This is a genomic window from Rhodocytophaga rosea (assembly GCF_010119975.1).
Taxonomy (GTDB): Bacteria; Bacteroidota; Bacteroidia; order Cytophagales; family 172606-1; genus Rhodocytophaga; species Rhodocytophaga rosea.
Window position 1 is genome coordinate 8,834,725 of record NZ_CP048222.1, and the last position, 19,867, is coordinate 8,854,591.

Annotated in this window: 14 protein-coding genes; 1 reads left to right on the top strand and 13 read right to left on the bottom strand. The window is 41.7% G+C overall.

Annotated elements, in window-relative coordinates:
- Positions 1–23: 23 nt before the first annotated feature.
- The 5 genes from GXP67_RS36125 to dgoD all read right to left on the bottom strand — a co-directional run bounded on the left by GXP67_RS36125 (position 24) and on the right by dgoD (position 11,173).
- The gene (locus tag GXP67_RS36125) at positions 24–1,562 is read right to left on the bottom strand and encodes a SusD/RagB family nutrient-binding outer membrane lipoprotein (protein ID WP_162447632.1); all 1,539 of its coding nucleotides are present in this window, start codon (positions 1,560–1,562) and stop codon (positions 24–26) included.
- Between the two features lie 43 nt (positions 1,563–1,605).
- The gene (locus tag GXP67_RS36130; protein ID WP_232064815.1) at positions 1,606–4,887 is read right to left on the bottom strand and encodes a SusC/RagA family TonB-linked outer membrane protein; all 3,282 of its coding nucleotides are present in this window, start codon (positions 4,885–4,887) and stop codon (positions 1,606–1,608) included.
- A 974-nt stretch (positions 4,888–5,861) separates the two neighbouring features.
- Positions 5,862–6,599 carry a LytR/AlgR family response regulator transcription factor gene (locus GXP67_RS36135; RefSeq protein ID WP_162447633.1) on the bottom strand — a complete coding sequence of 246 codons (738 nt, stop codon included), beginning with the start codon at positions 6,597–6,599 and terminating at the stop codon, positions 5,862–5,864.
- Positions 6,600–6,638: 39 nt separating this feature from the next.
- A complete protein-coding gene (locus GXP67_RS36140) occupies positions 6,639–9,782 on the bottom strand; it encodes a sensor histidine kinase (protein WP_162447634.1) in 3,144 nt (1,047 codons plus the stop codon).
- 146 nt (positions 9,783–9,928) lie between these two features.
- Positions 9,929–11,173: a galactonate dehydratase gene (gene dgoD / locus GXP67_RS36145; protein ID WP_162447635.1), complete on the bottom strand. Its 1,245-nt coding sequence runs from the start codon at positions 11,171–11,173 to the stop codon at positions 9,929–9,931.
- A gap of 672 nt (positions 11,174–11,845) precedes the next feature.
- Here dgoD and GXP67_RS36150 point away from each other — a divergent pair.
- The gene (locus tag GXP67_RS36150) at positions 11,846–12,460 is read left to right on the top strand and encodes a hypothetical protein (protein ID WP_162447636.1); all 615 of its coding nucleotides are present in this window, start codon (positions 11,846–11,848) and stop codon (positions 12,458–12,460) included.
- Positions 12,461–12,729: 269 nt separating this feature from the next.
- On the opposite strand, the gene GXP67_RS36155 is transcribed toward GXP67_RS36150, so the two are convergent.
- From GXP67_RS36155 to GXP67_RS36190, 8 genes are all read right to left on the bottom strand, one after another.
- Positions 12,730–13,497: an alpha/beta hydrolase gene (locus GXP67_RS36155; protein WP_162447637.1), complete on the bottom strand. Its 768-nt coding sequence runs from the start codon at positions 13,495–13,497 to the stop codon at positions 12,730–12,732.
- A 236-nt stretch (positions 13,498–13,733) separates the two neighbouring features.
- The gene (locus tag GXP67_RS36160) at positions 13,734–14,162 is read right to left on the bottom strand and encodes a DUF1801 domain-containing protein (protein ID WP_162447638.1); all 429 of its coding nucleotides are present in this window, start codon (positions 14,160–14,162) and stop codon (positions 13,734–13,736) included.
- A 576-nt stretch (positions 14,163–14,738) separates the two neighbouring features.
- Complete coding sequence (locus GXP67_RS36165) at positions 14,739–15,692, bottom strand: SMP-30/gluconolactonase/LRE family protein (RefSeq protein WP_162447639.1); 954 nt, start codon at positions 15,690–15,692, stop codon at positions 14,739–14,741.
- 356 nt (positions 15,693–16,048) lie between these two features.
- A complete protein-coding gene (locus GXP67_RS36170; RefSeq protein WP_162447640.1) occupies positions 16,049–16,354 on the bottom strand; it encodes a phosphoribosylpyrophosphate synthetase in 306 nt (101 codons plus the stop codon).
- 169 nt (positions 16,355–16,523) lie between these two features.
- Positions 16,524–17,126 (bottom strand): DUF417 family protein, encoded by a 603-nt coding sequence (locus GXP67_RS36175; RefSeq protein ID WP_162447641.1) that lies wholly within the window; start codon positions 17,124–17,126, stop codon positions 16,524–16,526.
- Positions 17,127–17,276: 150 nt separating this feature from the next.
- The gene (locus tag GXP67_RS36180; RefSeq protein ID WP_162447642.1) at positions 17,277–18,197 is read right to left on the bottom strand and encodes a ClpXP adapter SpxH family protein; all 921 of its coding nucleotides are present in this window, start codon (positions 18,195–18,197) and stop codon (positions 17,277–17,279) included.
- Between the two features lie 126 nt (positions 18,198–18,323).
- Positions 18,324–19,076 (bottom strand): SDR family NAD(P)-dependent oxidoreductase, encoded by a 753-nt coding sequence (locus tag GXP67_RS36185; protein WP_162447643.1) that lies wholly within the window; start codon positions 19,074–19,076, stop codon positions 18,324–18,326.
- A gap of 283 nt (positions 19,077–19,359) precedes the next feature.
- Positions 19,360–19,851, bottom strand: a complete 492-nt coding sequence (locus GXP67_RS36190) for a VOC family protein (protein ID WP_162447644.1) — start codon at positions 19,849–19,851, stop codon at positions 19,360–19,362.
- Positions 19,852–19,867: the final 16 nt, after the last annotated feature.

Consider the following 19,867-nt stretch of genomic DNA (forward strand, 5'->3'; position numbering starts at 1 on the left):
GCCAGTAGTTTATAAATAAGTAATTATTTATCCCACCAGACTCTGGTATCTAAATTATTAGGACCCTGCCTGCTAATGGCTTCATTCACATTTGCCTGGTTCACGATTGTTTCGCTATCCGGGTAAGGCATACGCCGGATAAAATCCCCGGCAATTTCAGATGCAGGATAGGGATTTTTTGTTAAAGTTGGATAGCCGCTTCTGCGGAAATTTGCAAATAATTCAGGGCCGCTCAAAAAAGAAGCTACCCAGTATTGTGTATTGATCAGTTCTAATTCTTTGCCAGCTTCTAAAGGATGAGCCTGAATATAGGTTTGAATGGCAGGTTCACTGATGGCCGCTTTGGGATCATACAAAGTCATTTGCTCCAGGTGTGCCCTTATTCCAGTTGAAAATAATGCGGCTGCATCACCGGTAGCCCAACCCCGGAAGACGGCTTCTGCCAGTAGTAACTGTGTTTGTGCATGTGTTACAAAAAACTCAGGAGCATCTATTTTGAGTACAGTGTTTAAATTTACCTGCGAAAAATCCCAGAGACTTGCAACGCTATTTTGCTGCAATACATTGTTGATCGTAATATTATCAAAGCCCATGGGCATTCCAACCTGCACAGCTGGATCGGTAGACGCTCTTGCATTCACCTGCTCAGGACCACCTTTTGCCCCAACATACCGGATGGCAATAACCGCCAGACGAGGGTCGTTATTCTCTTTTAAATAATTGACAAAAGGGGCAGCCAGGTAGAAGTTTGTTTTTTCGCGGGCTGCCAGATGCTGGGCAATGTAATTATTATAGAGCGCCGTATGCCGCATCGTCGCATTATCCGCATTTGACTGCATTAAGCCGCCTGCCACTGCTTTGGCCACATACGATTGAGCCGTGCTGGGTTCCACTTTGCTTAGGCGCATCGCAGCTCTGAGCATGAGAGAATAGCCAAAGCGTTTCCACTTGGCAATATCACCGCCATATAAAATTTCGGTTGGTTCTGTAGGTTTAGTTGCATCCAAAGCGGCTGAGGCTTCATCCAGTTCCTTTAAGATATCTTTGTAAATAGTTTCCTGTGAATCGTATTTAGGTTGAATGATATCTTCCAGATAGCCTTTTCCTCCTTCAAAATAAGGTATATCCCCATAGGTATCCGTTAAAATCATAAATGCATACGCTTTCCAGATTCTGGCACTATGATATAGATTAGAACGGTCTGCATCTTCACTGGTCCTTTCCACCACATCTCCTACTTGTTTGAGCACGTTCCGGTAGTAGTTTTGCCAGACATTCGGTGTATTGGACACATTGTTCTGGTTATAATTTGCGCCGGCTAAAGAACTTCCATAGGGCGTGATGATTTGTTGTACAATGCCAAATTCATAGGTGAGATGCTGCAAGGTGCCAAAGCCATCCAGATAGGTAGCATCGGTAATCGCTTTGTTCAACTGAAAGGAAGGAGCCAGTGTGGTCGGATCAACTTTATTAATATTGAGCTCGTCGAATCCCTTATCACAGCCAGAATGCAAACCAGTAATGGCAAGCAGACTTAGTATATATATTTTAAATGATTTCATAACAGTGAGGTTCTTGAAAGTTTGTAGGTAGAATTTGGGCGGCTTAAAACTTCACATTCAGGTTAAATCCGATACTTCTGGTGGGTGGAAGGCTTGGCCAGAAATCCAGTCCGGTGGCATTATCAGAAGCACTGTTTACCTGCTCAGGGTCCATATTTTCCGTCCACTTCTTTAACACCGCAACATTGTTGGCTACTGCACTTAAGCGTATTCCTTTTACAAAAAAGTTTTGAGGAAGCAGCCTAGTAAAGTCGTATCCTAAGGTAATCTGACGCAACTTCCAGAAACCGGCATTGAACACAAAATCTTCGTAGATACCCAGCACATTAGGCGTTTCATAGAAAGGCTGAACCGGTGATCTGGTGGTATTTACTTCCCCATCCGGATTTACACCCTCACCAATTACATATCCTTCTGCCCGTCCTACCAGCGTCCGTTTATGTAAACCGTGGCGTAAATAATTCATATTAGAACCGGCAATCATCTTATGGCCCAGCTTGAAGTCAATTAAGGTAGATAAAATGATTCCTTTAAAAGTGAATGTATTGGAAATACCGCCAAAATACCTGGGCAAGGCGCTTCCTACATTAATAGGGGTAGGATTCCGCAAAGGCCGGCCGCTGTTTTTATCAAATACCTGACGGCCTTGTTCATCCCGTAAGTAACCAAAAACAAATAGCTGCCCAATGGGTTTGCCCACTACCTGCCGTAAAGTACTTCCTCCTGAACCGCCTACCGTAATCATGGTATCGCCGGGCGTTAGTCCCAATTGCAGAACTTTTGAGGTATTATACGAAGCATTAAAACTAACATCCCATCTGAAGGCATTTGTACGAACCGGCGTAGCGGTTAACAGTAATTCAATTCCCTTATTCATACTGCGTCCTACATTAATTAAACGGCTGGTAAATGAAGATGCATCTGAAACCTGGGCAGCCAAAATCTGATCTTCTGTTATTTTCCGGTAATAGGTTAAATCTACGCCAATGGCATCGTTAAAAAACTTGGCTTCAATACCTACCTCTGCTTCTGATACGCGTAAGGGTCGCAGGTTTTTGTTCGGAATAGAACTGGCATTGATCCCACCCACCGAAACAGGCTGACCCTGGGGTGTTGGGAAAAGGTTATTGTTGACACTGTAATATAACGTGTTTGAATAGGGATCTACATTGTCGTCGCCTACCTGTGCATAAGCGGCTCTTATTTTTCCAAACGAAAGCCAGTTAGGCAGGTTTGCAAATGCCTGTGAAAACACAAAGCTTCCGGTAACAGATGGATAGAGTATACTCCGGTTAGCTGGAGCCAGGGTAGAAAACCAGTCGTTACGGGCAGTTACATTTAAATACAGGTATTCCCTGAATGAGATTTCGGCGGCGCCATATAAGGAATTTACTTTTCTTTCAGATAAGCTGTAGAACGGATTTTTTACCCGTCCATTCATGACGGTATATAACCTGGGCTGAACAAAATCCTGCACCGTTACACTATTGTATTCCATGCGTACATAGCGCTGATTGCCTCCCAGCGTTACATCCAGGCCAAAATCACCGAAACTCTGGTTAATGCCTAAGATAAAATCATTATTGATCTCCCTGAACTGCCGTACATCCTGGGTATAGGAACCATTTACAAAACCCAGGGGAGCTCTGGCAATAGGCGCATAACCATTGGGTATATTATAATCCTGGTTCCGGGCATAATAATCCTGGGCAATCCGGCCCTGCAAATACAACCATTTGGCAAACTGGTATTTCAAGGCAATATTTCCGAAAAGCCTGTCCCGTTTGATATTTTCAAAATGATTGTTTACAGAGTAATAGGGATTGTTCCGTACCAGAAATCTGGAGAATACAAATTCGTCGCCATTAGGCAAGGTCTGGTTTTGTTCCAGCGCCTCAAAAGGCATAGAATTAGCCAGGGTATATACTACAGTTGGCGTAGCAAAGTCCTGGGTGTTGAGCTGAGCAGGATTGCGGTTTTTTTCATTGGAATAATTGATATTACCCATGGCGGTTAGTTTGCCAGCTATCGTCTGGGTAAAACCTAAGTTGATCGTTTTTCTGTTGAAATTTGAATTGGGTACAATGCTTTTATTATCTGTATTAGCAAACGAAAGACTAAACCCGCCACTGTCACCGCCATTCGACACCGTAACCGTATTGGTAAAATTGGTACCAACGTTATAGAATTTCCGTACCCGGTTCCGCACTGGCTCATAAGGCCATTCTTCTCCATCGAACAGGATTTGTGTCATACCTGGCTCAAATTTTTCTCCGAAACTCCATACACCTGAAGTAGGATTCGGAGCGGTTGGCCGTACCCCTCCTTCCCCCTGGCCGTACTCGTATTGAAAATCTGTAAAATCTAAGGGTGTTTCTGTCGTATAATTGGCATTATACTCTAAACCCAGTCCTTTGCCAGAACCTTTGTTTTTGGTAGTGATCATCACTACGCCATCTTTCGCTCTTGAGCCATATAATGCCGCTGCGGTAGCTCCCTTCAGCACTGTCATGGACTCTATATCATCTGGATTAATGCTGGAAAGACCATCTCCCCCATCGGAACTGTTAGCAGCCCGGTTTCCGAAGTTTCCGCCTAAGGCATAATTAGAATTATCTACCGGCACGCCATTTATTACAATGAGTGGATTATTCTGCCCGCTAAAAGATGACTGTCCCCGGATACGGATTTTACTACTACCTGCCGGGCCAGTAGCCATAGTAGAAATATTCACACCAGCCATTTTCCCTTGCAGGGAGCTCATTACATTGGGGGTGCGGTTTACATTGATCTGATCTGCATTTACAGTAGCAATGGCATAACCTAATTTTTTTGCTTCCCGCTTAATTCCCAGAGCCGTTACTACTACTTCGTTCAGCGACTTAATATCGGCAGCCATGGCTATATTCACAGTTGTCCGGTTGTTAATAGCCACCTCCTGGCTGGCATAACCTATGTAGGAAAAGACCAGTGTACCATTGGCATCTGGCGCTGTAATACTATATTCCCCCTCTGCATTCGTAACAGAACCTGTATTTGTTCCTTTTACGAGCACATTTACGCCCGGTAATCCTTCTCCGCTTTGCGAATCTGTCACCTTTCCGCTCACCGCTATTTCTACCGGGGTAATAGAAGTTTTATCAGTGGCAGGTAGATGTACCTGGCCTGGAAGACCTGTATGTTTACTTATCTCTTGACTGTTTGCCATGGAAAGATTGCTGAGTTGAGCTATCCCAGCCGAAGGCAGGAAAGTAATTAACATCAACATTCCCACCTTAAAAAGAACTATGGGAACGTAACGAACATGGGTATGGTATTCTCGCATAGAAGTAAGGTTAATAGTTTATGAATGGTTTGAAATGATTCAGTCAAAAGAGGATATGTCTTTTATTAAGGAGAGAATAGCCTTACAAACTTTTGTTTTAAGGCTATTTCCAGAATGTATCTATAAATGTCTGATCAGGAATAGAAAGGTAAAACCGGGAATGTTACAAGCACTTACATTACAAGCTGATGCCATACCTTCAAAGCTTTCAACGGTTGAATGCTATCGTATTCAGCTTATAATTTAAGCAATTGAAAGCACGATTTATCAAATACATGCATTTCACCTTTCTTACTTTAAACTACCTCAATGTCGCGTTCCAGTCTATCTTCATTGAGTGTTTGGTTAATTTGATTGAGTAGCTAACCAAATAGAATGGTAGTTGTATTTTGTTGGATAAAACAGATAATGAATTGAATATTTACAATAGAGGGCTTGATGACTTAGTGAACAGGTTGATAAAAACCAAGAAAGTTATTTTAACGTGAGGTCCAGGATAACAAAGTATTTTAACGGCGAATTCATTGGGATTTTATAGCATTTTTTATTTAGGCCGCCCTTACTTTTCTTTTACTTTTCCAAATGACGGCAAAAACGAGAGTTTTTGAGCAAGCCTTGAGCTAAGACTGTGTGGCAAAGCGAGAGCTTTGAGCCAGCTTGTGTGCCAGTAACAAAAGAAAAAGACTGCATCAACAAAGCCTGTTTTACGCTGAAATGGCCGATAGTCGCACAAACAACTGCGTTGGCAATCTTCGCATTCTCATACTCGATTTTGGCCTACACACAGGCCAAAACTGGCCACACTGTTGCTGCACCCCTGCCCACTAAAAATGTATCCATATTCTACATTGTATCCCTAAAATCGAGTTCTATTGGTAGGTGAGAAGTGTGCTGAAACTATTTATTGATTCTGTTATAATGGTAGATTTCAACAAAGAATTTTACTTCTCCTTTTATAAATCCTTGGTTAGGGCTTAGCTAAATATTTTAAACAGCTCTTCTTTCCGGCTGCGGGAAACACTTACTGAAGATTCATCACTCATGACCACATATCCTCCTTCGCCCCGTATGTAGCGGACTATTTCATTCAGGTTTACAATATGCGATTGGTGGATGCGAAGGAATGGCTGTCCTTCCAGTAATTCATCTATTTCCTTCAGCGTACGGGAAACCAGAAGCTTTTTATTATTCTTCAAAAACACATTGGTATAATTATTATCTGCTTCACACCGGATGATTGTATCTAAGGGCACGACTTCAAATCCCTGAAATGTAGGTAAAGCTATTTTTTGTAAGAGAAGCTGGTTCTTTAGTTTCTGAAACAGAATAGTGAGCTGTTGCGCCATCAGGTTTTCCTTTTCCCGGCTTATTTTGGCAATGGACTTCCGTAGATCATCTTTATCAATGGGTTTGAGTAAATAATCCAGGGCACTAAAACGGATCGCTTTAATCGCATAGGCATCATAGCCGGTGGTAAATATGATCTCGAAAAAGATAGCCGGAAGTTGCTCCAGCATTTCAAATCCATTCATATGAGGCATTTCCACATCCAGAAAAACCAGGTCTGGTGAATGCGCTACAATTGCCTTTAAGCCTTCTGCCGCTGATCCACATTCAGCCACTACAGTTACCTCCGGACAATACCTGGTTAGTTGCATAAATAGAGTAGCCCGGCAATGGTCTTCGTCGTCAATAATAATCGATTTTATCATAGCTTAGTTTTTCAAAGTATATGCTGCAACAAATTCTTTCTACCTGGTTGGAATCTGGAGTTCTACCCGAGTTCCGCAAGGTTCACCTTCTGCATCTACCAGATCTGCAATAGACACTGTGGTTTTTTTACCAGACAATGCATTACTTAATTCCAGCCGGTGAGCGGTAATCTGCATTCCCATCGACTTATTCTTAGTGGCCGATTTACTTTTCAGTTCAGCCGCTCTTTTACGGCCGATACCGTCATCTTCAATGGTACAAATGAGCCTGTTATGTTCGTGTTTTATATTTATAACCAGATGCCCGATTCCTTCTTTGTGCATTAAGCCATGCCAGATGGCGTTTTCTACATAGGGCTGAATAATTAATGGAGGAATTTCAATATAGGCTGTTTCAACTTCTTCGCTGATCTGAACCAGAAAAGTAAATTTACCTTTAAACCGGAGTACTTCTAATTTTAAATAGAGTTGTAAAGCTTCCAGTTCTTTTTCCAGAGTAATGGTGGAAGTATTGGAATTTTGCAGGATTAAGCGAATCAGTTTAGAAAACTTGGAGAGATAATCAGAAGCCTCTTCAGGCTCATTATTCATAATAAAGCGGTTGATAGAATTGAGCGAATTAAAAATAAAATGCGGATTCATTTGTGCACGTAAAGTCTGCAATTCCATCTCCGAAAGCTTCTTATTAAATGCTGCTTTGTGGGCTTCTTCCTGCCTGATCTGCCTGATGCGGTACCGGAAACCAGCATAGATACAGCCTCCAAACATGAGTGCGCCTATCGTCATAAACCACCAGGTACGCCAGAATGGCGGATGAATAATGATTTTTAAGGAGGTTCCGACAGTATTCCACACCCCATCGTTATTGGAAGCTTTTACTTTAAATGTATATTCGCCGGGATCAAGATTCGTATAAGCTGCAAAACGCCTTTTACCAGAATACACCCAGTTATTATCATTCCCTTCCAGCTGATAGGCATACTGATTTTTTTCCGGAGAAATAAAATTAATAGCCACAAAATCAAAGGAAAAAGAATTCTCCTGGTAGGAAAGTGCTAAGGTATCTCTGCGGAAAGTACTGATTGTGTCGTTGATGGTAATATTGGTAATATGTACAGGCGGCTTGTGTTGATTGTCCTGAATATGTTCCGGTGAAAAAATATTGAAGCCGTTTGGACCACCAAAAAGTAATTCTCCTGTAGTCCGTTTGGCACATACTTCCAGAAATTCTCTGCCAAACTCTTCCCCCTGCAATCCATCAGTTGCATCATAATTCCGGCAAACTTTGGTTGCAGGCGTAAACCGGCAGATTCCCTGGTTAGTAGATAACCATAAATTACCCAATCTATCGCCAAGAATAGCCACAATATGATTGCTGGGAAGGCCATCATGTGTAGTATAGGCAGTAAAAAGCCCTGTTTGCGGATCGTACCGGTTAAGGCCTCCCTGGTTGGTGCCTATCCACAAAATGCCCTTCTCATCTTCAAATAAAGAGCGGATATCTCTATCATTTAAATGCCCTGATGGATTAGAATAATTAGGTTGGAAACGGGTAAATTTTCCGGTAGCCGGATCTAATTTATTGAGCCCTCTACGGTTGGTAGCTGCCCAGATAGCACCCGACCGGCTAATGAATAACGTAACCACATTATCGTCACTCAAGGACGATGAATCATGCGGAATGTACTTATATTGCGTAAACTGCCGGGTGTGTTGATTAAACGATGCGATGCCGCCATAGCCTGCTATCCAAAGGTTATTTTCTGCATCTTCCCGGATGGACCGGATTTGAATGCCGGTATAAAAACGGCTGAACCGCTCTCCCCTGCCCTCTTTTTTGTGTAAATAACTGCCTGCCCCTACCCATAAGATGCCAGAGCGGCTTTCGTAAATAGCGGCGACCTGGTTGCTGGCTAATTGTGTAGGATTGGTTGAATCTGCCATATAGGAAGCAAATTGCTTTGTTTCCGAATGTAAGGCATGTAAACCACCTGCTTCATTGCCTACCCAGATGGTACCGGTCTGATCCTGACATAAAGCGGCAATTTTATTTTCCGGCAATTGGGAAGAATGTAAATCTTTATTCAGCTGGATTGTTTGAAATTTTTTAGGTTGAGGAATCAGTTTATTAATGCCATTATCTGTTCCTATCCATAAAATGCCGCACCGGTCCTGAAAGAAAGATTTAACTACGTTCTTGCTTAAATTACTAACCTGAGAAAAATTATCCTTTGAACCTTCCCATTGGCCGTTTCCTGCATTAAAGCGGACCAGTCCATTCTTATTCTCCCGGGCCAGCCAGATTATACCAGAAGCATCCCCGAATAAAGCAGTTGGGCGGCCTTCAAAAAAATTTTCCGGTTCAGGCAAAAACGTAACTGTAAGGCTGGTAGGATCTAACTTAGATAAATGACCTTTGGGAGAAGCGATCCATAGTGTGCCTTTATCGTCCTGATACATAGCCTCTACTCCTTGCATAGGGCCATCCTTCATTGGAAAGCAGGTAAACTCACCAGTTTTCCGGTCGAACTGGTATAAACCTTTTCGTCCGCCTACCCATAGCCTTCCATACTGATCCTCGCAAACAGCAAATAATCCCAGTGTTTCGTCGGCAGGCGAATTGTATAAGCTGAATTTACCGCTATTCGGATCAAGCTGGTTTAAGCCTCCATGAGAAGCAATCCAAAGAAATCCATGGCGGTCTTCAAAAATAGAACGGCATACATTCCGGTCGTTAATCTTTGTCGGGTCAATCCGGTAAGAAGTCAGTTTTCCGCTGCGCTTATCCATCCGGTGCAATCCTCCCCCATGGGTAGTTACCCACAGTCTTCCCTGGCGGTCTTCTAAAATATTATTTACCCAGTTATGTCCTAAAGTGTTCTTTGGGTCTAAAGGATCAGGTTTATAAATAGTAAATGTGTAGCCATCGTATTTATTCAATCCATCCCTGGTACCCATCCATATAAACCCTTCCTGGTCTTGCCGGATGCAGAGCACGGTATTGTTTGAAAGTCCTTGCTTAACTGATAGGTGTTCAAAACTAACATCCCTATTAGCTGGCAAATTTACTTGTGCATTTTGTCCGTAAACTGGAAGTATCCATCCCAATATACCAATCCCTACCATTAACTGCCGGAGCCAGCAGATGGCAAATTGAAAGAGTTTGGATTGAATGGATAGCATAGGTAATTAAACTAAAAATAGTTGTGTATTTTAAACGAATAGTTCTATTTTTCAAAGCAAAATCGTTGATTTTACTTTAAAGACAACAGTTCTATTTGATATAAAAATTACCAGTATCTATCAACTTTAGAGTGAACAGGGGTTATTTACCAGTCTACTACCGAACCATCCCTGGGATCATACGATTCAGGATTTTTCCAGTCATGTCCGATTTTATCGGCTAACAGGTTTTCATCCAGCTCAATACCCAGGCCAGGCCCTGTGGGAATTAACACATTTCCATCTTTTTCGAGTTTGAATGGTTTCTTTAAATACCCCTCTCCTAAGGATACCTGCTCTTGTACCAGGAAATTGGGAATACTGGCGGCCAAATGCAGGCCGGAGGCAAGCGAAATAGGCCCCATTGGATTATGAGGGGCAATTGGCACATAATAGGCTTCAGCCATACCAGCTATTAAACGGCCTTCCGTGATACCTCCAGCATGACAAAGATCAGGTTGCAAAATACTGGCAGCCCTTTTCTCAAGGATTTCCCGGAAACCCCACTTGGTAAATATTCTTTCACCAGTAGCTATGGGCAGATGGGTTCCACGGGCAATATCGGCTAGTACATCTACATTCTGCGCCTGCACAGGTTCTTCAATAAACATGGGATGAAAAGGTTCCAGTTCTTTAATAAGCACCTTAGATACCTGCGGAGGAATAGCGCCGTGAAAATCAATACCTATGTCCATTTCCTTGCCGGATGTTTGCCTGAGCGCAGCAAAATTATCCACGGCGTACTGAATAAATTTAGGATTCTCCACCATGCGGGAAGGTTGTTCATGAGCAACTCCCGTTTTAATCGTTTTATACCCTTCGCTCATTCTTTTCTTCATGTCTTCCGGAGAGCTAGCCCGGCCATATACACGAACCCGGTCACGGGTAGGTCCGCCGAGAAGTTCATATACTGGAATACCCAGAAGTTTACCTTTGATATCCCACAAGGCCTGGTCAATCCCACTTAAGGCGCTGGTAAGTATAGGACCACCCCGGTAAAAAGCATGCCGGTAAATGGCCTGCCAGTGATGGATAATATGCCTGGGATCTTTCCCAATCAAATATGGCTCAATTTCTTTAATGGCAGTTTGTATCGTAAGCGCTCGGCCTTCAAGCAGCGGTTCTCCCAAGCCAATCACGCTGGCATCTGTATGAATCTTCAAAAAAATCCACCTGGGTTTAACCAGAAAGGTTTCCAGTTTAGTGATCTTTACCTTCTCCTTGTATTGAATGTGGCTGAATTCCGAGGCATACGAAGCAGTGGGCAAGGTCATTCCCAGCCCGACCACCCCTAACACAGATTGTATAGCACTACGACGGGATACACTGGAGTTTTTATTTGAGGATGTCATGCAAATTCATTTAGATGGATGGAAATTATAGTTATTCACTAATGAATATATCAATTAATAGATTAAGCGAGATAAAAAAAAGAACTTTGCCGGATAATTGTCTCTATACATGTTATTGCGTTCTTCAACTAAGACATTCATCCCTAGTGTATGGCCTAAAATACAATAAAAAAAGTGTCAGTTATACAGCCAGCTCGGCAGTGGAAGTATAGTAACATTTTCTTCTCTTTAGGCTAACTGGAATAGTATAGACCGGCTTTACGTTTTAATCAGAATTATTTTTTCATTGGTTAAGCCATCTGAAAGCACTAATCCGTTCACAGTTTACAATCACCTAATCCTTCCTTCTCAGTTAACTGCTTTATTTTCAATCTCACTTTATAATAGGCCTGAATGAAGGGTTTTATGCAAGTTTTTTGCTTTGTTTTATTTTTTGGCAGCTCACTTTCTACTTCCTGCAAAAAATGAATATACTCCTCTGGTTATATAATTATACTACGCTTTAAGTTTATAAACTAGCTATCAAGCAGGTAAAGAATGACGCTATTGAAAAAAATACGCTTTACCCGCTTTTCAACTTATTATCTAAGCCTTGTTGGATAAGTTTCATTTTCAAAAGAAATAAGGGCAGGATTTAGCGTAGCCTTACAATTGAAAATTAAGCCTGATCCCATGCGATATTTGTGTTTGTTGATGCTTGTGTTTGCTCCTTATTTTGTTATTCCTTCCTTGGCCCAGTCTTCCTACTATTATTCCAGGCAGGGACAAAAGTTAGAAGGCAATATTGTATTTCATCCTTCCTTGCAAGGAGCTAAAGGAATCATCAAACCAGGCTATATCCTCTTTAGTGAAGTGGGCAAGCAAAAGAGTCAAAAACTCACCCCAGAAGATATATCCGCTTTTGTAATTGGCAGCGATAGTTTTACTGTAGTCCATAACTTGAAACTTGCAGAAAATCAATCGAAAGAGGTAGAAGATGTGGTTCAGGTAGTAGAAAAAGGAAAGATGAATTTATACCTGCATACAAGTCGCCCGGGAAGTGAAATTACCTCTCCTTCTATAGAAAAATATATCTTGTTTTTAGCTGCCAAGAAGATATCCTTATGCATTTATGATTTTGATAAACAACAAAAAGAAGTAGGTGCTTTATTTGAATCAAATCCCCGATTGAAAGAATTAATCATGAGTGGTAAAGTACAGGTAGAGTCGATTCCAAATTTAGTAAAAGCTTTCAATGGGGCCAGTCCCGGTGCTTATAGTTCCCGGCCTACTGCTCAAAATGATTAAGCATGTGTAGCTTTAGCCCTTTGAGAGCAAAAAGAGAATGGAACGATTTAAAAAGAAGGAACTCTGAAACCGATAATGCTACCGTTATCCAGCCAATTACTTTGGTTATAGGTTCGTACTGAGCTTATTTACAAAGTGGCCAGATAAGAGAAGACTCCTCCCGGACAATCATACAGATCGGCTTAAATCAAATAAAAGCAATATATACAAGGGTTTATGCTTGGCTAAGCCCACTTCATGAACCCTTATATGTGCATATATGTGGAGCATTATTGATTCTCATACCAGGTAATAATATCATCCGCCACTTTTTCCCATCCTGGTTCTCCACAAATGAAATGGCTTTTATTTTCATAGATTTTTACATCAACCCGGCTAGCTGTATTCTTGTATTTTCCGGCTATGGTTTTGGTAAGTGTATCAGGAAAGATACTATCCTTACCGCCTCCAATAAATAATAAGGGTACATGTGGTTGTTGGAAGTCTATGTTTGCAAAAGAATCCAACACCAATTGTCTGCTTACTTTATAACTTTCAGGTACTGCAAAGTCTTCAAAGGCTTTTTCCTTTTCTTTATCAGGCAGGGTATTGAAAAAGGCTTTGTTGTACCACTCACGAGAACCCATGAAATAAGCACTGCTTGAAAAAAAACCAAAGGCGGGTAGTACTATTTTTATGGTTGAAAAAGGAGGAAAGACATTTTTGGGAGGTGCCCCATCTATGCTCACAGCAGCTATTGCCCTGCCTAATTGGGTTAATTTTAGGGCTGCCATTCCTGCCATGGAATGTCCAATAATGAGTGGCTTTTCCGGTAAGGTATCAATTAAGCTGGCAATATTATTTACCACCTCTACAAATCCTGTTTGAGTAAGCTGTGAATGTACTTTTTCTCTGAGTTGGGCAGGAATACCATCGTGTCCGGGATTGGCAGGGGTGTATACCGTATAGCCTTTTTGCTCGTAGCGTTTCCATTCCTTCCAAGAGAGGTTATTCACAAAGTTTCCATGAATGAGAATGATCGTTTTTGATTTTGCCATAAATAATATGTTAGTTAAAGTAAAAATCTACTCATAGGGGACTCATTAAATCCTCCTCAGAATGAGCTTTCATACCGTATCCTGGTGGGCCTGCAGTTTCTTATCAGGATACTTGGACCAAATACATTTCTGCCTTTTTCCGTTTTATCTTATGGTTGTATGTATTGTCGAATGGTTCTTGACTGGAGACCAAATGATAGATCACTCCTTTTGTATGATAACATCAATTACTGCTCTTATACGATAGCGGCACCTATCATCCCCGGATTTTTTTCAGCGGTTTGCAGCACCCTTGCAAGGGTATCTACATTCACATCCTCTATTTTCCTAAACCGGATACAGCTTCTTCCTACGCTCACCTTCCCAAGTTGCTTTGCGTACTTTTCTGCCACATACTGCTCCCCATCGATGGCACACACATAGATACTGATATAATTCTTTTGATTGGCAAGGGCAATGATGGGCCACACTCTTATTTGTTTTTTGGAATCCAGGTATCGGAATGAACCATAGCCGATCATATTGGCAGCAAAGTAAGGCGGTAGATTCGGAACTGTTATGCAGATAAAGTCGTGGAAAAAACCTATCTCTTTCTTTTGATGTTCCGGAACTTGTGAAAGATACTGCTCAACAGTGGCTGCTTCATTTTTTGCAAACATGTTCATGAGGATAGGGGTTAATTTGATTATGAATTAGCTACATTTCTGTCTCCGGATTTAAGCTAATAAAACTACAAATTAAAATATGACTCTACATGTATATCAAATCCTTTCTCGCCATTAGTTTAAGCGTATTAGCACACATTTGCTATTGTTGCACAGGGGTTCAAGCTGAGTAACTGTACTTGATTTCTTTGCCTGGAGGATATATTGTAGTCCTCACTGTATAGAGTGAGGGTTCTATTCAACTACATATGGACAAACACATCGATTTGCTCCTACCAAAAGTAAAGGTAAAAGCAGAAAGAGAATTTTGAATAAGGGATTGTGAGCCATTCTTTCCCTCTTGCTCATATATGAGGAAGTTACGATAATTCCCCATTCGTGAAACTGTTAAAGTATTCCTTCTTCAAGATTAACCCTGGGGATTTCTTCCATAAACCTGTCCAAAAAACTGGGAGCCTGACATAGTTAGCAATTTCACACTGTTCAAAGCCTCTCTTCAATAGCAATTTGTGAGGCCGGTTAGAAAGTATAGGATTGAGTTTTCCATCCTTTACAGCCAAGGATTTGTTACTGCCTCTATTTTTGTAACATCTGCCATTCGCGACCTGGCAAATCTACACGAAAATACTCCATATTTCCCTGATCCTGTAGAGTGATATAAGCGATGTGACCATCCTGACCACCAAAAGCAATATTGGAAGGATTCTTCCCAACTAACACTATTTCCTGTATGATTCTCCCCTGTGGGCTTACTTTTACCACCGTTCCTTTCCCATGACGGGTAATATATAAGTTTCCTTCTCTGTCACAACGCATACCATCCATACCAAAATCTGCAAATTCAATTAGCAACCGTTTATTGCTGATTTTTCCCTCTGCTGATAAGTCAAAAACCCATACTTTGCGCTGTACAGATTCATTAACATATAAAATATGCTCGTCGGGACTTACTTCTATGCCATTGGTCGTGCCCATACTGTCTGCCAAAAGTGTAGTGCTACCATCCGTGTCAATCCGCCAAAGCTTTCCTGAACCCTCCTTCCAGTTAGGATCAGAGGCATATAAACGGTCTTTGCTATCAATGGCAAGATCATTAGGTTGATTCATCCTTGGCTCGTGGGCAAATACGGTTACCTGTTTTGTCGCTAGATCCACTTTTAATATATTGTGATTGGTATAATCGGCAATCAACATTTCCCCTCGGCTATTGAATCGGATTCCATTTCCAATACTACCATTCGCTAATTCTACTAGAATATGGCTTTCTCCTGAAGGGAATATTTGGCCGATGGTTCCCTGATGATGATAATTGACCGCATAGATAGTACCCGCCTTATCTACTGCTGGCCCTTCAGCTCCGGAAGTAAAACTGTTGGCTGGCGTTAAAACAGATGAGGTAAATAAGGGTTGTGAAGCCGAGGGTAGCTTATTGGAAGAGCAGGCAATACCTGTAAGCAGCACTGTACCTACAAGGGTAGACAAACAGAGGTTATTTAATGAGGAGCTAATGGCAGAAGTAGTATGGTGCATAGAAAGAAAGGAATAGGCTTCACTTACACAAAATGATTTATTACAAATAGAGCCTTAAATATACTTTTTTTCTCTATACGATAAAGAACCCAAAGCCCAAACAATAGGGCTTCCGCACCAAAAATAGCTAAAAAAGAAAGAGTAGCTAAGTTTGCAGGATGAGCATAAAGCAACTACTATGCAGATTAAAAGTTTTTAGAGTGGAAGGCCGCTGCCTGATCTTTTCTAACCTTCCACTTTAAAGGGCGAAACCCAGTATTTTCATCTATTCGCCGTACCAGTCGCTTAATAAAAATTATAGAGAACTAATTTCCGGATACCTATAAGCTGTCCTGACATTTTCCCGGGCAGAAAATTTACTTTCTTATTTCCAGTTTTTCCAGCATTTCATCGGTTACAGGCTCGCTATAAATTCCATAGGCATTCACCAGCACGCCTTTTAATTGATAACGTTCAGAAGATATGGCATACAGTATAGCTTGATCTGAAGGATCACTTGCGCCTTCGAACCGGTAATAGGTATCTACTTTAAATTCATCCGTAAATATTTTGAACTGACCACTGCGGCATTCCAGGCAGGTTTGCCGTAAATTAAAATCTTCTACATATCCCTGCTTGCGTAATTCATTCATGGTATCTGAAAGTGTGACATATGTTTGCATGGCTTTATTATTATTAGTTCCAGTAATAAGACAGATATTGATTGTAAAGAAATAATTTTCGATCATTCCAATACTTGCTACTTTCACCACAGGGTTAATTGACTGCTTCAATCATTAGTTTAGTGGTAAATGCATCCATCACCGTGGCCGGATAATTCAGGGTTGAATGTTATTTTAGCCTGTAATCAGAATTGATTAATTGTACCTGTTGTGACCGTATCAAATATTGTTTTGCCGCCTGTGCCATGGTGGCGACACTGGCTCCTAACATAATAACATCCTTAACTACCAGTCTTCCGGCAGCACTCAGGTAAGGAAACCCATGCTCGGTATCACCTAAATCCGGCACCCAGGTTTCCGGAGTAGTAATTAAAAAAGTTAAGGTAACCAGTGACATCACAAAAGCTAAAAAACTGCCTACTGCCGATATTCCAGGCCAAACCGGATAGCAGGCAATCATCAACCCGATTAAAACGATAACAGCGCCGAGTCCATAAGAAAAGGCATAGGTATTGTTCTCTTTGTGCCAGGCAATGTTTTCTGATTTAAATTCTCCTTCTTTGTTCATGTGCTTTTTATATTCGGGTGCATCATATTTGTAAAAGAAATTCATGGTGGGACTATTGGCCACAAAAGGGACAATGCCAACCGCTTCATATTTAAAAGCCTTCAATCCACCAATCCATACGAGTACAATTACCAAACCCCACCGGGCAAGATGTACGCCGGTAGTCTGGAAACTAGCCGCATAGGAAAATAATTTATCTATCATAACTTTATTGTTGATGTGTTTATAAGTTTTTAATAATCATTCACTTTCAAAGTTTCAGATTCTCTGACCTTTGTTGGCAACAGGGGCACCAAATCTATTCAGCAAATAGGGCATAATCCCTGATTGCGTCCATGGGTTTAGCCACCAGCTTTATTTTCTACTCCACAGTTCCCCGTTTTTAGAACTGTATTTTGTTATCTTCCCTTTTTCAAACAAACCATTTAGTATAGTTTCTGCCTCTTGTTTTTGTATGTTTGAGAGGATGGCAAATTCTTTTGAAGTCAGCGTATGGTAGTGTGCAAAAAGGGTATCAACTGAGGTGTTAATAGTGTTTTTCACTGCCTGCGGATAGAGTTTGAGTAAGGTTTGTTCAAACTGCTCGTAAGGCTTAACGCCGTATACTTTCAGTCGGTTATCTTCTGCATCTGTAAAAAAGATGGTAGGAAAACCCTTTACACCCAGGTTCCTGGCAAGCGTTACATCCTGCTCAAATAATTCTTCTGCTTTGCCTTCAAAATCAGATTTTAGTTTTTCAGCATCCAGTCCAGTTGCCAGAGCGGCTTGCTGCAGGTGTTCCCATCTGGTGATATTTTTCTTTTCCAGAAACACCATCTCCTTGATTCGTCTCAGAAAAGCCAACGATTTTTCCTCTCCCTGCAGTTGTGCTGCCTTAAAAGCGATGGAAGGCGGGTAGGAAGAAGCCAAGGGGTCTTCCAGCCAAAGGTCACCATCAATAGGCATCTGGTAATAGGCACTGACTTCGTCCCAGTGGTGGGCTACATCAGTAGGGTTACTTACATCCTTGCCGCCATAAGAATCCCATCCTTTCAGCAAGCCGCCCATACGATATTCTATATAAAAATAATCCCCATATTCCAGTTTTAGCTTTCTTAGTTGCGGTTCAATGCCCCAGCAGGACGAACAAATGGGATCGGTAAAATACAGCAGACGCAGTGGTTTTTTCTCTGCAGGAATAGTAACTCCGGTAGCAGACAACTGCGCTTCAGGTATTTCACAAATTCCGGTTTCTGGGTCACACAACAATACATGTATTTGCTCTTTGGTATGCATATACTTTACATTTATGTTTCTCCTTTTCTGTTTCACTTGAAACAGAAAAGGAGAAACGGTTATACATTTTTTAATACTTGGGCACATATCTGGCCCTATGCAAAATATTGGTATCCTGCGGCAAATTTATTGGGCCAGATAACCGCCATCTACATTATAATAGGCGCCGGTAACAAAGGAGGCTTTATCTGAATTAAGCCACAGCGCCAGTTGGGCTACTTCATCTGAATTCCCTAGTCTTCCCATCGGGTGCAACCCTACCAGGGCTTTCATGGTGGCCTCATCTAAGTTATTGGTAAGTAAAGGGGTAAGAATATATCCTGGCCCTATGGAGTTGATACGGATCTTTTGATCTGCATATTCCAGTGCGGCTGCTTCGGTAAGCCCGATCACGCCATGCTTAGAAGCTACATACGCCGCAGAATTTCTGGTTCCTACTTTACCAAGGATAGAAGCGACATTTACGATACTGCCGCCCCCTGACGAGAGCATGGCCGGAATCTGGTAGCGCATGCCATAAAACACGCCTGAAAGATTAATGGCAATGGTTTTGTCCCAACCTTCAATCGGATATTCACCAACCGCTTTAAGCGGACCACCAATGCCAGCATTATTTACGGCAATATGTAAGCCTCCAAATTGCTGAACGGCCTGTTCGACTACCTGTTTATTATCATCGGGTTTGGAGGTATCGGCTTTTACAAAAATGGCATCACCGCCCTTTGCTTGTATCTCTTCTACGGTTTGAAGGCCTCCTTTTTCATCAATATCAGAAACAACAATTTTTGCGCCTTCAGCGGCATATAATAAGGAAATTGCTCTGCCAATTCCGGAGCCAGCTCCGGTTACAATGGCTACTTTGTTTTCTAGTGTTTTCATGGTTTTATATGTTAAAGGTGAAAAATAAAAATGGCTGCCTGTTCTTTCTCTTCTCTGCTTTCTACTTTACAAAAGTACCCAATTTGCCCCCCCTATCCATTGACTGTAAGCAAGAAAACCCATTGACTTAAATCAATAGAAATAGATGAAAGTAAGCTATTTTCCTTCAGTAAGGGCAATGGAAAGGAGAAAATCAGATCGAGTGACTAGAGAGAAGATTATAAATACCAAAGCCCAGTTGTCTGAAAGAATACCCGGGCTTTGGTATGTCTGGATAGCTTTATTACGCTGCTTCTTTGAGCAATTCTTCCAGGTTAAGTGGATGGGTGTACATGGTGAGTGAGCCATCCGGATTTTTAGGCCATAACTCTTTGGGTTTGTCCCAGTAGAGTTCTACACCGTTATTATCTGGGTCACGTAAATATAGTGCCTGGGAAACCCCGTGGTTAGAGGCTCCAATATTTGGATAGTTGGCTTCCCGTAGCCTTTTATAGATGTTTGCCAGATCTTTTCGGGTAGGATACAGGATGGCTGTGTGATACAAGCCTACGCCTTCCCGGCTTGCAGGGGGCGCATCTTTACTATGCCAGGTGTTTAACCCGATATGATGATGATAGCCGCCTGCCGAGATAAAAGCCGCCTGATCTCCATAATACATCATTAGTTCAAACCCTAACAGGTCAACATAAAAAGCAAGCGACCGTTTCAGATCTGCCACCTTCAAGTGTATATGTCCAATCTTTGTCTGGGATGGTATTTTATAGTTAGTTTTCATGGCTAAATGCTTAGTT

Coding starts and splice junctions, on each gene's coding strand:
- GXP67_RS36135 (WP_162447633.1), bottom strand. CDS start 6,599: ATGATAAAATCGATTATTATTGACGACGAAGACCATTGCCGGGCTACT.
- dgoD (WP_162447635.1), bottom strand. CDS start 11,173: ATGACATCCTCAAATAAAAACTCCAGTGTATCCCGTCGTAGTGCTATA.
- GXP67_RS36165 (WP_162447639.1), bottom strand. CDS start 15,692: ATGCACCATACTACTTCTGCCATTAGCTCCTCATTAAATAACCTCTGT.
- GXP67_RS36175 (WP_162447641.1), bottom strand. CDS start 17,126: ATGATAGATAAATTATTTTCCTATGCGGCTAGTTTCCAGACTACCGGC.
- GXP67_RS36170 (WP_162447640.1), bottom strand. CDS start 16,354: ATGCAAACATATGTCACACTTTCAGATACCATGAATGAATTACGCAAG.
- GXP67_RS36185 (WP_162447643.1), bottom strand. CDS start 19,076: ATGAAAACACTAGAAAACAAAGTAGCCATTGTAACCGGAGCTGGCTCC.
- GXP67_RS36125 (WP_162447632.1), bottom strand. CDS start 1,562: ATGAAATCATTTAAAATATATATACTAAGTCTGCTTGCCATTACTGGT.
- GXP67_RS36155 (WP_162447637.1), bottom strand. CDS start 13,497: ATGGCAAAATCAAAAACGATCATTCTCATTCATGGAAACTTTGTGAAT.
- GXP67_RS36160 (WP_162447638.1), bottom strand. CDS start 14,162: ATGAACATGTTTGCAAAAAATGAAGCAGCCACTGTTGAGCAGTATCTT.
- GXP67_RS36130 (WP_232064815.1), bottom strand. CDS start 4,887: ATGCGAGAATACCATACCCATGTTCGTTACGTTCCCATAGTTCTTTTT.
- GXP67_RS36190 (WP_162447644.1), bottom strand. CDS start 19,851: ATGAAAACTAACTATAAAATACCATCCCAGACAAAGATTGGACATATA.
- GXP67_RS36140 (WP_162447634.1), bottom strand. CDS start 9,782: ATGCTATCCATTCAATCCAAACTCTTTCAATTTGCCATCTGCTGGCTC.
- GXP67_RS36150 (WP_162447636.1), top strand. CDS start 11,846: ATGCGATATTTGTGTTTGTTGATGCTTGTGTTTGCTCCTTATTTTGTT.
- GXP67_RS36180 (WP_162447642.1), bottom strand. CDS start 18,197: ATGCATACCAAAGAGCAAATACATGTATTGTTGTGTGACCCAGAAACC.